This window comes from Streptomyces sp. NPDC091209, assembly GCF_044757755.1.
Taxonomy (GTDB): domain Bacteria; phylum Actinomycetota; class Actinomycetes; order Streptomycetales; family Streptomycetaceae; genus Streptomyces.
In genome coordinates this window covers 23,630-38,859 of the sequence record NZ_JBIVVR010000001.1, presented here as the reverse complement: position 1 = coordinate 38,859, position 15,230 = coordinate 23,630, and the positions used below count along the sequence as shown (strand labels likewise).

Here is a 15,230-nt window from a genome sequence, read left to right as displayed (position 1 = left end):
CGGTGTTCGAGGACGAGAGCGCGAGGCTCACGCCCACCGCGCGCCGTCCGTCCCCCAGGGGCCCGGGGGGCGCGACCAGTCGGTGGGGCCGCCCGTGAACGAGACCGGGGGCAGGGCGTGGCCGAGGCGGCCGAGGGGGCTGTTCCGCTCGGACAGCCAGGCGTCGGGGCGGTCGTACGGTTCTCCCGCCGCGGGATCCGGCACCGCGCCCGGCGCCTCCTCCCGGCCGATCCCGTCCGTCAGCCACATCGCCGTGCGTGCCAGCGCCAGCCGTACGACGGACCCGTGGCCGTGCTCCTCCCGTTCGGTCAGCGCGCGCAGGACGGCCGCCGCCAGCAGATACCCGGTGCCGTGGTCGAGGGCCTGCGCCGGCAGCGCGCCGGGCCGCTCCGGCGACCCTTCCGTCACCGCGATCCCGGTGGCGACCTGCACCAGACTGTCGAAGCCCCGCCGCCCGCCCCAGGGCCCGTACGCGCCCCATGCGGACACCTGGGCGACGACGAGGCCGGGACGGCGCTCGGCCAGCGCCTCGGGGGAGAGCCCGAAGCGGTCCAGGGCGCCGGGCCGGTACCCGGTGACGACGACGTCCGCCGTCGCCAGCAGTTCCTCGAAGGCGCGCCGGCCGGCCACCAGGTCCAGCACCGTCGAGCGCTTCCCGAAGCCCGTGTCCGCGTGCGCGTCCGGGTCCTCGGGCAGTCGAGGGCCGTCCACGCGCAGCACGTCGGCGCCCAGCAGGGCGAGCGTACGGGTGGCGACCGGGCCCGCGATGACCCGCGTCAGGTCGAGGACGCGCACCCCGGCGGCGGGCAGCAGCGGACCCGCGTCGGGCAGCGGGGCGAGGGCCCGTGCGCCCGGGGTGGCCGATCCGACCCGCTCGGCGGTCCGGTCCCGCTCGATCAACGGCCGCTCCGCCAGGGCGAGAGCCTGCTCGTGCGCGGCCCACTCCTTCGTCGTGCGCAGCGCGACGGCGAGCCCGCCGGCGGCGTACACCGTCTCCTCGATCTCCCGCGCGGACCGCCCGGCGAGCACCCCGGCCACGTCCTCGACGGTCGCGTCGCCCGCCGCCCCCAAGGCGTCCAGCAGCCGTGCCCGGTGGTGCGGATAGTTCGCGTGCGTGCGCACCCAGCCGTCCTCGGTCCGCCAGAACCGGGACAGCGGGGCGAAGTTGACCGGTGCGCGTCCGTCGATCCGCAGGTGCCGTTCGCTGACGAAGGCCGTGGCGACAGCGCCGTCGTCCACGTTCACCCGCGGCAGTCGCGCGAGCCCGGACCGCCGGGCCCCCAGCTCGGCGGCCGCCAGCGCACAGGCGCCCACGCAGGCCCGCGCCAACGCGCGTACGGGCAGCCGGGCTTCCAGCGCGCCCGCGCGCCCCACGGTCGAAACCCCGGGGAGCAGCGCCGGGTCTCCGCCCAGTTCCTCCCACACAACGGCCATCGGTGAATGCGTCATAGCCGCACTATGCAGCGTGGACGCGATCAATAGGGAAGGCGCCCCGGCGACGGCGCGGCCCCGGTCGCCGCACAGGACGACCGGGGCCACGGGGCTTTCGGCAGGCGCTACTTGACCGCCCGCAGGGCGTTGACGATCCCGAATCCGTAGAAGCCGTTCACCCGCTTGCCGCCCACGCAGGTCGCGTCGACGACGCCGTCGCCGTTCCCGTCGTACGGGTCCGTCGGGCAACCCGGGTTGTCCGCCTGGGCCTTGAGCAGGATCTGGAGCTGAGCCGGCGTCGCCCAGGGGTACTTGGACTTCAGCAGCGCGGCCACGCCGGCGACGTGCGGCGTCGCCATCGAGGTGCCCTGGAGCCAGCCGTACGTGTTGTTCGGCAGCGTCGAGAGGATGCGGCCGTTCTGCGACGGCGTGTCCGGGATCTGGTACCGGTCGCCGCCGGGCGCCGCGACATCGATGACGCCGTCGCCGTAGCTGGAGAAGTAGGACTTGGCGCCCTTGACGCCGGTCGAGGCGACCGTGACGACACCGGGCAACTGGGTGGGTACGTCGAAGCACTTGTGCGGGTCGACCGTGCGCGTCGTGGCGGTCGAGTCGTCGGGGCTCGACGCGTCGGTCAGCGCGTTGGAGTCGAGGTCGTCGTTGGAGTTGCCCGCCGCGGCGATGTTCAGCGTGCCCTTCCGCTGGGCGTAGAGCTGGGCCCGGTTGACGGCGTCGACGATGGCCTTCTGGTCGGGGTCGTCGACGCAGTTGTACAGCCAAGGGTCGACGTAGTAGCTGTTGTTGGTGATCTCGACACCGTGGTCGGCGGCGAACACGAAGGCGCACACGACGCTCTCCGGGTAGAACAACTGGGTGGAGTCGGGCTCGGCCACCGTGATGCCCGCGACCTTCACGCCGGGCGCGACCCCCGCGACGCCGATGCCGTTGCGGGCCGCGGCTATCTCCCCCGCGACATGCGTGCCGTGGTAGTGGTCCGCGTCCACCGGGCGCCAGGCGCCGTACGTCGTGTCCGGCTTGCCGCCCACACAGTTCGCGGACTGCGAGGCGGAGAAGTTGGGCGCGATGTCCGGGTGGGTGTCGTCGACGCCGACGTCGATCACGGCGACGGTGACCTTCTTGCTGCCCGGATCGACGGCGGCCGCCTTGTCGGCGCCTATCGCGCGCAGATCCCACTGATCGGCCTCCAGGGGTTCCTCGCCCGCCCCGGCGGTCTTCGCGACCTTGGCGGCCTCGGCGGCCGACAGCACCTGCACCGCGCCCTCGTCCGTCGTCCCCGCGGCGGTCAGCGCCGAGGTGCGCGTGGCACCGGCCGACTGCACTCCGCGTACCGTCCGGATCTGCCGCCCGAAGTCCGGGTTCGCGGAGTGGACGACGATCACGCCGATCTGCTCGTACGCGATGACGACGCTCCCGCCGGCCGCGCCGATCGCCTTCTTCACCGACTCGATCGTGCGGTGGTCCGTGGTCGTGTTGACCACGTACGAGAGGTTCGGCCCGTCCGCGGTCGTCGCGGCGGGCGCGGTCAGAGGTGTGGCCGACGCGGCGCCCGGCAGGAAGCCGAGCGAGGCGGTGAGCGACAGAACGACCGGCACGGCGAGGGCGAGACGGCGTCTGGAACGCAGATGAGCCATGGGATCTCCACATCATCCGGAAAACGGAGCTGCCCGAACACGGATGGTGCCCGGGCAGGTACATGACGGAATGGTGCAGGCCGAAGCTATCCTCCCGCCGACCGGGCCAGCAATGACTTGCGGCCACGACTTCCGAAAGAAGTCGGGGGAGTTGAACCGGTCCACGCGTGGCGCCGTGACCTTGGGCAGGGAGCCCGTGGACGATCGAGCCCCCGACAAGATCACAGGACGGATGCGTGTCATCGCGATCCGTCACGTGATGCCGCCGTTCTGAGGTCAACGCCCCCTGTCCGCACCCGAACCGTCCCCGCCCCGACCGAGGGTCCCCGACCAGCCCCCGTCCACCGTCGTAACCGCATCCGCAACGCGAGGAGACACCGTGGCCACCGACGCACCACCACCCGCGAAAACCGGAGCCCCGCTCCCGTCCACCGAGGCGTTCACCGAGATGCAGGAGAGCGCCGAATTCGGTGAACTCCGCAGCTCCCACCGCTCCTTCGCCTTTCCGCTGACCGTCGGATTCATCCTCTGGTACCTGCTGTACGTGCTGCTCTCGAACTACGCGGGCGGCTTCATGGGCACCAAGCTGTTCGGCAACGTCAACGTCGCCCTGGTGCTCGGCCTCGCCCAGTTCCTCACCACCTTCCTCATCGCCTGGTGGTACTCGCGGCACGCGGCCACCCAGCTCGACCCCAAGGCCGACGCCATCAAGTCCCGGATGGAGGGCGGCGCATGAGCTCCGTACGGACGACCGCGCACACCACGGTGCTGGCCGCGGGCGAGGCGAGCCAGCACCGGCCGCTGATCATCACCCTGTTCGCGGTGTTCGTCGCCGCCACCCTCGTCATCACCGTCTGGGCCGGCCGCCAGACCAAGGACGCCGCCGACTTCTACGCGGGCGGCCGCCAGTTCACCGGCTTCCAGAACGGCCTCGCCGTCTCCGGCGACTACATGTCCGCCGCGTCCTTCCTCGGCATCGCCGGCGCGATCGCCCTCTTCGGCTACGACGGCTTCCTCTACTCCATCGGCTTCCTGGTCGCCTGGCTGGTGGCCCTGCTCCTGGTCGCCGAACCACTGCGCAACTCCGGCCGGTACACGATGGGCGACGTCCTCGCGTACCGCATGCGCCAGCGCCCGGTCCGTACCGCCGCGGGCACCTCCACCATCGTCGTGTCGATCTTCTACCTGCTGGCCCAGATGGCGGGCGCGGGCGTCCTGGTCTCGCTGCTCCTCGGCATCACCAGCGACGGCGGTAAGATCGGCATCGTCGCGCTCGTCGGCGTCCTGATGATCGTCTACGTCACCATCGGCGGGATGAAGGGCACCACCTGGGTCCAGATGGTCAAGGCGGTCCTGCTGATCGTCGGCGCCCTGCTGCTCACCTTCCTGGTGCTGCTGAAGTTCCACTTCAACATCTCCGACCTCCTCGGCAAGGCGGCCGAGAACAGCGGCAAGGGCTCCCCGTTCCTGGAACCCGGCCTCAAGTACGGCGCCACGTCCACCACCAAACTGGACTTCATCTCGCTCGGCATGGCCCTGGTCCTCGGCACCGCGGGCCTGCCGCACATCCTGATCCGGTTCTACACCGTGCCCACCGCCAAGACCGCGCGGAAGTCGGTCATCTGGGCGATCGGCCTCATCGGCACCTTCTATCTGATGACCCTCGCCCTCGGCTTCGGCGCCGCCGCGCTGATCAAGCCGGACGAGATCATCGCCTCCAACAAGGCGGGCAACACGGCGGCACCCCTGCTCGCCCTGCACCTCGGCGGCGTCGACTCCACCTGGGGCGCGGTCCTGCTCGCCACCATCTCCGCCGTCGCCTTCGCCACGATCCTCGCGGTCGTCGCGGGACTGACGCTCGCCTCGTCGTCCTCCTTCGCGCACGACATCTACGCGAACGTCATCAAGCGGGGGCAGGCTTCGGAGAAGCAGGAGATGGCGGCAGCCCGCTACGCGACGGTCGGCATCGGTGCCGTGTCCATCCTGCTGGGCGCCCTCTCCCGCGACCTCAACGTCGCCGGTCTGGTCGCCCTCGCCTTCGCGGTCGCCGCCTCCGCCAACCTGCCGACGATCCTCTACAGCCTGTTCTGGAAGAGGTTCACCACCCCGGGCGCGCTCTGGTCGATCTACGGCGGTCTGGTCACCGCGGTCGGCCTGGTGCTGTTCTCCCCGGTGGTCTCGGGCAAGCCCGCCTCGATGTTCCCGGACGTCGACTTCCACTGGTTCCCGCTGGAGAACCCGGGCCTCATCTCCATCCCGGTCGGCTTCCTGCTGGGCTGGCTGGGCACCGTCCTGTCCAAGGAGGAGCCGGACGCCGGCAAGTACGCCGAGCTGGAGGTCCGCTCCCTGACGGGCACCGGAGCGCACTAGCGACCGGGACCGGACACGGCACGGCGCGGGCCCGCCGCAGGGCTGCCGGTGGATCACCACTGGTAGGTCCCTACGACGGGCCCGCGCCGCGTCTCGTGGGATCGGGCCCCTGTCGTTGTCCGTGCCGTCACGTAGGCTCGCAGGTGTCCGGAAAAGAGATCTGTATCGAGGGAGGGGGCCCGCGTGCTCATCGACACCTATGGCCGGGTCGCCACCGACCTGCGTGTCTCACTGACGGACCGCTGCAATCTCCGCTGCACGTACTGCATGCCCGAAGAGGGCCTGCAGTGGCTCGCCAAGCCCGATCTGCTCACGGACGACGAGATCGTCCGCCTGATAGAGATCGCGGTCACCCGCCTCGGCATCGAGGAGGTCCGCTTCACCGGCGGCGAGCCCCTGCTGCGGCCCGGCCTGGTGGGCATCGTCGAGCGGGTCGCGGCCCTCGCCCCCCGCCCCCGGATGTCCCTCACGACCAACGGCATCGGCCTCAAGCGCACCGCGACCGCCCTGAAGGCCGCCGGCCTGGACCGGGTGAACGTCTCGCTGGACACCCTGCGCCCCGACGTCTTCAAGACCCTCACCCGCCGTGACCGGCACAAGGACGTCATCGAGGGCCTCGAAGCCGCCCACGGCGCCGGCCTGACCCCCGTCAAGATCAACTCGGTTCTGATGCCGGGCCTGAACGCCGACGAAGCCCCGGACCTGCTGGCCTGGGCCGTGGAGCACGACTACGAACTCCGCTTCATCGAGCAGATGCCCCTGGACGCCCAGCACGGCTGGAAGCGCGACGGCATGGTCACCGCCGGCGACATCCTGGACTCGCTGCGCACCCGCTTCGAGCTCACCGAGGAAGGCGCCGGCGAACGGGGTTCCGCCCCCGCCGAGCGCTGGATCGTCGACGGCGGCCCGCATCGCGTCGGCGTGATCGCCTCGGTCACCCGCCCGTTCTGCTCGGCCTGCGACCGCACCCGGCTCACCGCCGACGGCCAGGTGCGCACCTGCCTCTTCGCCACCGAGGAGACCGACCTGCGGGCCGCGCTGCGCTCGGGCGCGCCCGACGAGGAGATAGCCCGCGTCTGGCGCGTCGCGATGTGGGGCAAGAAGGCGGGGGCGGGCCTGGACGACCCGTCGTTCGTGCAGCCCGACCGTCCGATGTCGGCGATCGGCGGCTGACGCGGTCCGCCGGCTATTCCTCGCCGCGCTCGACCGGCCGGGAGGCCTCCCACTCGGCGAGCGTCACGACGTCCTTCAGGAACCCGCGCACACCGAGGAACTGCGACAGGTGCTCGCGGTGCTCCTCGCACGCGAGCCAGGTCTTGCGGCGCTCGGGCGTGTGCAATTTCGGGTTGTTCCAGACGAGCACCCACACGGCGTCCGCGCGGCAGGCCTTGGCCGAGCAGACGGGGGAGGCGGGATCGGAGCCGGGGGCGTTCAGAATCACCCTGCCGACCCTAGCCGAGGCCTCGCGTCACACGTTCCGCGCGGTGGGCCTGCCGTGTTCTTGGGTGGGGCTCCGAGGGCACACAAAGGCGACGCCGAGCAGCCACGGGGGGAGCTGCCCGGCGTCGGTCCGTCGCTCCGACGGGGGATGCGGAGCGCGTACGAAGTATGTCACGGGTAACCCGCCACCCGGCACCGGAACAACATGATTGATCTGAGCTTTTCTTGAGCTTGTTTGCGCGGCGATATTCCGTTTTCGGAGCATCCCGCGATGTCCGTCCTGGGCTGAACGGGCTTTCCCCCGCGGCGAGTTCGGGGTCGGTGCGACCCCGGTCCGGGCTCAGCCGGGGTCGCGCGGCTCGGCCCCCGTCGGCGCCCCGGGATCGGCCGCGGCACCCTGGGGAGACGCCTCGTCGGAGCCGTCCTGCCGGGGCGGAGTGATCATCGGACGCAACGGCGCGGTGACGAAAGTCGAGGGGAGCGACGGCGCGTTCTCGCGGCCGGCGTTGGCGATGACCACGGCGACGTACGGCAGGAGGATCCCGAGGACCAGCGCGACGAGAGCGACGGGTCGTTCGACGTTCCACAGAGTGGCCGCCAGGATCACGGACACCGTCCGGACGGACATCGAGATGACATAGCGGCGCTGCCGGCCGCGCACATCGTCGTCCAGGCTCTGCCTGGCTCCGGTGATCCGGAAGACCTGGACGTTGCTCTGCTTCCTGATCACACTCCACCACCTGCCTGTCGGACGCTCCCCGGTCCGTACCCGGCACGAACCCGCCGAGGAAGCGGGCCCGGACTCCCTCCACGGTACGCCGCGTCTGCGCCGCCTTCGAGACCGGGGCATGTCCCGATCGGGTGGACATGGTGCGTCGTAGCGCGTACGGCGGCGCCCGACATGCGCCGTATGGCGGACGGCAAGAGACTGACGGTACTGCTCACGGGGAGCGGCACCGGGGGAGCGGTACTAGGAGGCGGACATGGGCTGGTTGTGGGCGATCATCGTCGGGTTCGTGCTGGGCCTGCTCGCCAAGGCGATCATTCCCGGGAAGCAGCACAGCCCGCTCTGGCTGACCACCATCTTCGGCATCCTCGGAGCGATCGTCGGCAACGCGATCGCCCGGGGCTTCGGCATCGCCGAGACCAGAGGCATCGACTGGGGACGGCACGCGCTGCAGTTGGGCGCCGCGATCGTCCTCGTCTTCCTCGGCGACATGCTCTACATGGCCCTACGGGGCGACAAGGCGAAGGCCTGAGACCACCGCCCGCCACCCGGCCTCCCCGGGAAACGGCGGCACGGCGAAGGGGGCGGCTCCGTCAGGGAGCCGCCCCCTTCGTCTGCGCGGGCATGGGCGCGGGCAGGCCTCAACCGCCCGTGACCTCGACCGCGGCCAGGCTCTTCTTGCCCCGGCGCAGCACCAGCCACCGCCCGTGCAGCAGGTCCTCCTTGCCCGGGACCGCGTCCTCGGCGGCGACCTTCACGTTGTTCACGTACGCCCCGCCCTCCTTGACCGTGCGGCGCGCGGCGGACTTGCTGGCCACCAGACCGACCTCCGCGAAGAGGTCCACGACGAGACCCGCTTCGGCGACCTGGATGTGCGGCACCTCGGACAGGGCCGCGCTCAGCGTCCGCTCGTCGAGCTCTGTCAGCTCGCCCTGCCCGAAGAGCGCCTTGGACGCGGCGATCACGGCAGCCGTCTGATCGGCGCCGTGCACCAGCGTCGTCAGCTCCTCGGCCAGCGCGCGCTGGGCGGCACGGGCCTGCGGACGCTCCTCGGTCTGCTGCTCCAGCTCCGCCAGCTCCTCGGGCGAACGGAAGGACAGGATGCGCATGTACGTCGAGATGTCCCGGTCGTCCACGTTCAGCCAGAACTGGTAGAACGCGTACGGCGTCGTCATCTCGGGGTCGAGCCAGATGGCGCCGCCCTCGGTCTTGCCGAACTTGGTGCCGTCCGCCTTGACCATCAGGGGCGTCGCCAGCGCGTGCACATGGGCGCCGGGCTCCAGGCGGTGGATCAGGTCCAGGCCCGCCGTGAGGTTGCCCCACTGGTCGCTGCCGCCCTGCTGCAACGTGCAGCCGTGGCGTCGGTACAGCTCCAGGAAGTCCATGCCCTGCAGCAGCTGGTAGCTGAACTCCGTGTAGCTGATGCCCTCCTCGGACTCCAGGCGCCGGGCCACCGAGTCCTTGGTCAGCATCTTGTTGACGCGGAAGTGCTTGCCGATGTCCCGCAGGAACTCGATGGCCGACAGGCCCGCCGTCCAGTCGAGGTTGTTCACCATGAGCGCGGCGTTCTCGCCCTCGAAGGACAGGAACGGCTCGATCTGCGAACGCAGCCGTGTCACCCAGTTCGCGACCGTCTCCGGGTCGTTCAGCGTGCGCTCGGCCGTCGGGCGCGGGTCACCGATCTGGCCCGTCGCCCCGCCCACCAGGGCGAGCGGCCGCAGCCCCGCCTGCTGGAGCCGGCGCATCGTGAGCACCTGGACCAGGTGGCCGACGTGCAGGCTGGGCGCGGTCGGGTCGAAGCCGCAATAGAACGTGACGGGACCGTCCGCGAGCGCCTTGCGCAAAGCATCTTCGTCAGTGGACAGGGAGAACAGGCCCCGCCACTTCAGCTCGTCGACGATGTCCGTCACGGTTCTCGTATCTCCTTGAGTGGTCTCGTGAATCAGGTATGAGGTTATACGCCCTGGCTGACAGAGCTCATATTGAAGTCCGGCACCCGAAGGGCGGGCATCGCGGCCCTGGTGAACCAGTCGCTCCACTCCCGGGGCAGCGTCTTCTCCGTCCGCCCGGCCTCCGTGGCCCGCCCCAGCAGGTTCACCGGAGACTCGTTGAACCGGAAGTTGTTCACCTCGCCCACGACCTCGCCGTTCTCGACGAGATAGACGCCGTCCCGGGTGAGCCCGGTCAGCAGCAGCGTCGCCGGGTCGACCTCGCGGATGTACCAGAGGCAGGTCAGCAGCAGACCGCGCCCGGTCGCGGCGACCATCTCCTCCAGGGAGCGGTCCTCGCCGCCGTCGAGGACGAGATTGCCGATCGTCGGCGTCACCGGCAGCCCCGTCAGCCCGGCGCTGTGCCGGGTGGTCGACAGATGCCGCAGCTCGCCCTCGTGGATCCAGTCGGTGGCCTTGAGCGGCAGCCCGTTGTCGAACACGGAGGCGTCGTCGCCCGAGGAGTGCGTGAGGACGAAGGGAGCGGACTCCAGCCCCGGCTCGTTCGGGTCGCTGCGCAGCGTCAGCGGCAGCTCGGTGAGCCGCTCGCCGATCCGGGTGCCGCCTCCGGGCTTGCTGAAGACGGTCCGGCCCTCGGCCGCGTCCCGGGCGGCTGCCGACCACATCTGGTAGATCAGCAGGTCCGCGACGGCGGTCGGCGGCAGCAGCGTCTCGTAGCGCCCGGCGGGCAGCTCGACGCGCCGCTGCGCCCAGCCCAGCCGTACGGCCAGTTCCGCGTCCAGCGCGGCCGGGTCGACGTCCTTGAAGTCCCGCGTCGAGCGTCCCGCCCACGCCGAACGCGTACGGTCCGGGGACTTGGCGTTGAGCTCCAGCGTGCCGTTCGGCTGGTCGTGCCGCAGCCGCAGCCCCGTCGACGTACCGAGGTAGCTGGAGACGAGCTCGTGGTTGGCGAAGCCGTACAGCTCACGGCCGCCCGCCCGCGCGCGTGCGAACGATTCGCCGAGCGTCGGCGCGAAGTCGGCGAAGACGGTGGAGGAGGTCTCGGCGGGCGCGTCCGTGAAGTCCGGGGACTCCGGTACGCCCGTCACCAGCGGCCGGCCGTCCTCGGCGGGACCGGCGCCCCGCGCCGCGGCCTCGGCCGCCCGCACCAGCGGCTCCAGCTCGTCGGCGGTCACGGCCGAGCGCGAGACCACACCGGACGAGGTGCCCTCGCGGCCGTCGACGGTGGCGATCACGGTGAGCGTGCGCCCGCGCGTGACCCCGTTCGTGGTGAGCGCGTTGCCCGCCCACCGGAGGTTGGCGGTGGACTGCTCGTCGGCGATCACCACACAGCCGTCGGCCCGGGACAGTTCGAGGGCGCGCTCGACGACCTCGTGCGGCTTGCTCGTACGGGCGCTCATCGACCGGCCTCCGACGTGGTGTTGAGGATGTTGACACCCTTGAAGAGGGCGGACGGGCAGCCGTGCGACACCGCGGCGACCTGGCCCGGCTGGGCCTTGCCGCAGTTGAAGGCACCGCCCAGGACATACGTCTGCGGGCCGCCCACCGCGGCCATCGAACCCCAGAAGTCGGTGGTCGTGGCCTGGTAGGCGACATCACGCAGCTGACCCGTGATCCGGCCGTTCTCGATCTTGAAGAAGCGCTGGCCGGTGAACTGGAAGTTGTAGCGCTGCATGTCGATGGACCAGGACCGGTCGCCGACGACGTAGATGCCGCGGTCGACGCCCCCGATCAGATCCTCGGTGGACAGCCCCCCGGGGTCCGGCCGGAGCGACACGTTGGCCATCCGCTGCACCGGCACATGCCGGGGGGAGTCGGCGTACGCGCATCCGTTGGACCGCTCGAAGCCGGTCAGTCTCGCGATCCGCCGGTCGAGCTGGTAGCCGACGAGCGTGCCCTCCTTCACCAGGTCCCAGGACTGGCCCTCGACACCCTCGTCGTCGTACCCGACGGTCGCGAGGCCGTGCTCGGCGGTGCGGTCACCGGTCACGTTCATCAGATCGGAGCCGTACCTGAGCTTGCCGAGCTGGTCGAAGGTGGCGAAGGAGGTCCCTGCGTACGCGGCCTCGTAGCCGAGCGCGCGGTCCAGCTCGGTGGCGTGCCCGATCGACTCGTGGATGGTCAGCCACAGGTTGGACGGGTCGACGACGAGGTCGTACAGCCCCGCCTCGACGCTCGGGGCCCGCATCTTCTCCGCGAGCAGCCCGGGGATCCGCTCCAGCTCGGAGTCCCAGTCCCAGCCGGTGCCCAGCAGGTACTCCCAGCCGCGCCCGGCCGGCGGAGCGATCGTCCGCATCGAGTCGAACTCGCCGCTGGACTCGTCGACGGCCACCGCGGTGAGCTGCGGGTGCAGCCGCACCCGCTGCTGGGTGGTCACGGTCCCGGAGGTGTCGGCGTAGAACTTGTTCTCGTGCACGGTCAGCAGCGACGCGTCGACATGGTTGACGCCGTCGGACGCCAGCAGCCGCGCGCTCCAGTCCGCGAGCAGCCCCGCCTTCTCCTCGTCCGGCACGGAGAAGGGATCGATCTCGTACGACGAGACCCACGTCTTCTCGGCATGCACCGGTTCCCGGGCCAGCTCCACCCGCTCGTCCGACCCGGCCGCCTTGATCACCTGGGCCGACAGCTTGGCCATCGCCACCGCCTGCGAGGCGACCTTCGCGGCCGCGTCCATCGTCAGATCCACACCCGACGCGAACCCCCAGGTCCCGCCGTGCACGACCCGTACCGCGTACCCCAGGTCGGTGGTGTCCGACGACCCGGCGGGCTTGGCGTCGCGCAGCCGCCAGGACGCGCTGCGCACCCGCTCGAACCGGAAGTCCGCGTGGTCGGCGCCCAGCGCCCGCGCCCGCGCGAGCGCGGCGTCGGCGAGTGCGCGCAGCGGTAGCGCCGTGAAGGCTTCGTCGATGGAATGAGGCACCGAGGTCTCCCTGCTGTCGTGGCCCGTCGGGTCCGATCATGTCGCGACGGGCGGTGCGGCGGCCACGCCTTTGCCGTGACCGGGCGCGTCTTTCGGCCGCGCCGTCCGGCTTTCCGGCCGTACGGCCTCGGCTTTCTGTAGGGATCCGACAGCAGTCACCCGAACCCACTGTCGGTGCCCGATTCTCTGGGAGGCCGGGCGGACCGATAGGTTTTCGAGGAAGGCGCCTGTATTGCAGGGGTTTCAGTCCGCTAACGAAAGGGTGATCCGTTGAGCCGCTCGGTTCTCGTCACCGGAGGCAACCGGGGCATCGGCCTCGCCATCGCCCGCGCATTCGCCGACGCAGGCGACAAGGTCGCCATCACGTACCGGTCCGGTGAGCCGCCGGCCGCCCTGACGGAATTGGGGTGCCTGGCGGTCAAGTGCGACATCACCGACACCGAGCAGGTGGAGCAGGCCTACAAGGAGATCGAGGCCGTGCACGGCCCGGTCGAGGTCCTGGTCGCCAACGCCGGCGTCACCAAGGACCAGTTGCTCATGCGTATGTCCGAGGAGGATTTCACCTCGGTCATCGACACGAACCTCACCGGCGCCTTCCGCGTGGTCAAGCGCGCCAACCGTGGCATGCTGCGGGCCAAGAAGGGCCGCGTGGTGCTGATCTCGTCGGTCGTCGGGCTGCTCGGCTCGGCGGGGCAGGCGAACTACGCCGCGTCCAAGGCCGCCCTCGTCGGCTTCGCGCGTTCCCTCGCCCGGGAGCTCGGCTCGCGCAACCTCACCTTCAACGTCGTCGCGCCCGGTTTCGTCGACACCGACATGACGCAGGCGCTCACCGAGGAGCAGCGCGCGAACATCGTGTCGCAGGTACCGCTGGGCCGTTACGCGCAGCCCGAGGAGATCGCCGCGACGGTGCGGTTCCTCGCCTCGGACGAAGCCTCGTACATCACTGGAGCCGTCATCCCGGTTGACGGCGGACTGGGAATGGGTCACTGATCACCATGAGCGGAATTCTCGAGGGCAAGCGCGTCCTGATCACCGGTGTGCTGATGGAGTCCTCCATCGCCTTCCACACCGCCAAGCTGGCGCAGGAGCAGGGCGCCGAGATCATCCTGACCGCGTTCCCGCGGCCCACGCTGACCGAGCGCATCGCCAGGAAGCTGCCGAAGCCCACCAAGGTCATCGAGTTGGACGTCACCAACGAGGAGCACCTCGGGCGTCTGGCCGAAGTCGTCGGCGAGGAGCTGGGCAGCCTCGACGGCGTCGTGCACTCCATCGGCTTCGCACCGCAGGACGCGCTCGGCGGCAACTTCCTCAACACGCCGTTCGAGTCGGTCGCCACCGCCATGCACGTCTCGGCGTTCTCCCTGAAGTCGCTGACGATGGCCTGCCTGCCGCTGATGCAGAACGGCGGCTCCGTCGTCGGCCTCACCTTCGACGCGCAGTACGCCTGGCCGCAGTACGACTGGATGGGCCCGGCCAAGGCCGCCCTGGAGGCGACCAGCCGCTACATGGCGCGCGACCTGGGCAAGCAGAACATCCGCTGCAACCTCATCTCGGCGGGCCCGATCGGCTCCATGGCCGCCAAGTCCATCCCGGGCTTCGGCGAGCTCGCCTCCGTGTGGGACACCCGCGCGCCCCTGGAGTGGGACCTCAAGGACCCGGAGCCGGCCGGCAAGGGCGTCGTCGCCCTGCTGAGCGACTGGTTCCCGAAGACCACGGGCGAGATCATCCACGTGGACGGCGGTCTGCACGCCATCGGCGCGTAAACGCTTACGCACGGCATCGACGCCCCGTTTCCCGCAGCGCGCGGGGAGCGGGGCGTCGCCCGTTCGGCCCATTCGACCGGGCGGCCCGGACCCCGTGACCCGCACGCTGGGAGGACGCACCGCCCCGCAGCCGTACGGCCGAGGAGGTCCCCTTGTGCGCCTGTCCCGCCGCATTGCCCCGGTGTTCGCCGCCGTCGCCCTGGTGATGGCCGTGCCGTACGAAGCGATGCCCCACCCGCGCGTGGACGGTGCGAACGGGGGGCCCCGGACGCCCGCCGTACCCGAGCCGTTCGGCGCCGAGTGCCATACCACCGTCACCGGTTCGCATGTAGTCGCGTACTGCCACAACCCCTATGTGGGCACCGACCGCGTGAGTCTGCACGTCGAGTGCGCCCGCTGGTGGGACATCGACAGCGACAGCGCCCCGGTCGACGTCGGACCCGCGATGACGGTCCGGCTGACCGGCCGCTGCTGGAAGGAGATCCGCACGGTCTGGATCACCCACGGGCCATGACGCCCAGCGCGCTCCGCAGCCACTGCCCGCACCCACGGGCGGCGACACCCGCCCACCCGGGTCCGGTGTCCGGGTCTGGCGGCTGTCCGGGCCCGGCGCCCCCGCCTGTCGTCCGCCCGGGCCGGTTGTGCGCGTCTGCTGCCTGCCCGGGTCCAGCACTCGGGCCTGCCGACGGTCCCGGGTCCGGTGCCCGCGTCTGCTGACTGCTCGGGTCGGCGCCCGCGCCTGCCGGCGTCCCGGTCTGTGCCCGTGCTTGCCGGTCCCCGTCCGTCCGCGCCCGCCGGGCGTCCCCGGCCGTGTCCGTGCAGGCCGGGTGTGCAGGCGGGCCTGTCGCGGCTGGGAGGCGTGTCTAGCCCCGACCTGTCGGCCGGCGGGTCGGGCCGGCGCTGGAACGGTTGGCTCGTGGCCTCCGCGCCCGCCGGGCGTCCCCGGCCGTGTCTGTGCAGGCCGGGTGTGCAGGCGGG

At 71.1% G+C, this 15,230-nt stretch carries 14 protein-coding genes; 7 read left to right on the top strand and 7 right to left on the bottom strand.

Features of this window, described 5'->3' with window-relative positions:
- Nucleotides 1-27: 27 nt before the first annotated feature.
- Together ACIQRL_RS00190 and ACIQRL_RS00185 are read right to left on the bottom strand one after the other, a co-directional pair.
- Nucleotides 28-1,449, bottom strand: coding sequence for a CoA transferase (locus ACIQRL_RS00190; RefSeq protein ID WP_401324915.1), 1,422 nt, complete (start codon nt 1,447-1,449; stop codon nt 28-30).
- Between the two features lie 107 nt (nt 1,450-1,556).
- A complete protein-coding gene (locus tag ACIQRL_RS00185) occupies nt 1,557-3,083 on the bottom strand; it encodes a S8 family serine peptidase (RefSeq protein WP_401324913.1) in 1,527 nt (508 codons plus the stop codon).
- A 379-nt stretch (nt 3,084-3,462) separates the two neighbouring features.
- On the opposite strand from ACIQRL_RS00185, the gene ACIQRL_RS00180 reads away from it, so the two are divergent.
- From ACIQRL_RS00180 to moaA, 3 genes are all read left to right on the top strand, one after another.
- Nucleotides 3,463-3,819 (top strand): DUF485 domain-containing protein, encoded by a 357-nt coding sequence (locus ACIQRL_RS00180; protein WP_401324910.1) that lies wholly within the window; start codon nt 3,463-3,465, stop codon nt 3,817-3,819.
- Complete coding sequence (locus tag ACIQRL_RS00175; RefSeq protein WP_401324907.1) at nt 3,816-5,453, top strand: cation acetate symporter; 1,638 nt, start codon at nt 3,816-3,818, stop codon at nt 5,451-5,453. The genes ACIQRL_RS00180 and ACIQRL_RS00175 overlap by 4 nt, the downstream gene beginning before the upstream one ends.
- A gap of 183 nt (nt 5,454-5,636) precedes the next feature.
- Nucleotides 5,637-6,626 (top strand): GTP 3',8-cyclase MoaA, encoded by a 990-nt coding sequence (gene moaA / locus ACIQRL_RS00170; RefSeq protein ID WP_401324904.1) that lies wholly within the window; start codon nt 5,637-5,639, stop codon nt 6,624-6,626.
- Nucleotides 6,627-6,639: 13 nt separating this feature from the next.
- On the opposite strand, the gene ACIQRL_RS00165 is transcribed toward moaA, so the two are convergent.
- On the bottom strand, nt 6,640-6,894 hold the full coding sequence (locus ACIQRL_RS00165; RefSeq protein WP_401324901.1) for a hypothetical protein: 255 nt from the start codon (nt 6,892-6,894) through the stop codon (nt 6,640-6,642).
- A 339-nt stretch (nt 6,895-7,233) separates the two neighbouring features.
- The gene (locus ACIQRL_RS00160; protein ID WP_401324898.1) at nt 7,234-7,623 is read right to left on the bottom strand and encodes a DUF3099 domain-containing protein; all 390 of its coding nucleotides are present in this window, start codon (nt 7,621-7,623) and stop codon (nt 7,234-7,236) included.
- A 253-nt stretch (nt 7,624-7,876) separates the two neighbouring features.
- Between ACIQRL_RS00160 and ACIQRL_RS00155 the strand changes: the two genes are divergently transcribed.
- Nucleotides 7,877-8,152, top strand: a complete 276-nt coding sequence (locus tag ACIQRL_RS00155; RefSeq protein WP_401324895.1) for a GlsB/YeaQ/YmgE family stress response membrane protein — start codon at nt 7,877-7,879, stop codon at nt 8,150-8,152.
- A gap of 109 nt (nt 8,153-8,261) precedes the next feature.
- Here ACIQRL_RS00155 and tyrS read toward each other — a convergent pair whose 3' ends face one another.
- The 3 genes from tyrS to ACIQRL_RS00140 are packed head-to-tail and all read right to left on the bottom strand — an operon-like array spanning nt 8,262 to nt 12,489.
- Entirely contained in the window at nt 8,262-9,530 is a 1,269-nt protein-coding gene (gene tyrS, locus ACIQRL_RS00150; RefSeq protein WP_401324893.1) for a tyrosine--tRNA ligase, read from the bottom strand.
- A gap of 44 nt (nt 9,531-9,574) precedes the next feature.
- Complete coding sequence (locus ACIQRL_RS00145; RefSeq protein ID WP_401324891.1) at nt 9,575-10,969, bottom strand: metallopeptidase TldD-related protein; 1,395 nt, start codon at nt 10,967-10,969, stop codon at nt 9,575-9,577.
- Nucleotides 10,966-12,489 (bottom strand): TldD/PmbA family protein, encoded by a 1,524-nt coding sequence (locus ACIQRL_RS00140; protein WP_401324888.1) that lies wholly within the window; start codon nt 12,487-12,489, stop codon nt 10,966-10,968. The genes ACIQRL_RS00145 and ACIQRL_RS00140 overlap by 4 nt, the downstream gene beginning before the upstream one ends.
- A gap of 270 nt (nt 12,490-12,759) precedes the next feature.
- Between ACIQRL_RS00140 and fabG the strand changes: the two genes are divergently transcribed.
- From fabG to ACIQRL_RS00125, 3 genes are all read left to right on the top strand, one after another.
- Nucleotides 12,760-13,479: a 3-oxoacyl-[acyl-carrier-protein] reductase gene (gene fabG / locus ACIQRL_RS00135; RefSeq protein ID WP_401324886.1), complete on the top strand. Its 720-nt coding sequence runs from the start codon at nt 12,760-12,762 to the stop codon at nt 13,477-13,479.
- A 5-nt stretch (nt 13,480-13,484) separates the two neighbouring features.
- Complete coding sequence (gene fabI, locus ACIQRL_RS00130; protein ID WP_328556313.1) at nt 13,485-14,252, top strand: enoyl-ACP reductase FabI; 768 nt, start codon at nt 13,485-13,487, stop codon at nt 14,250-14,252.
- Between the two features lie 154 nt (nt 14,253-14,406).
- Nucleotides 14,407-14,766: a hypothetical protein gene (locus ACIQRL_RS00125; protein ID WP_401324883.1), complete on the top strand. Its 360-nt coding sequence runs from the start codon at nt 14,407-14,409 to the stop codon at nt 14,764-14,766.
- Nucleotides 14,767-15,230: the final 464 nt, after the last annotated feature.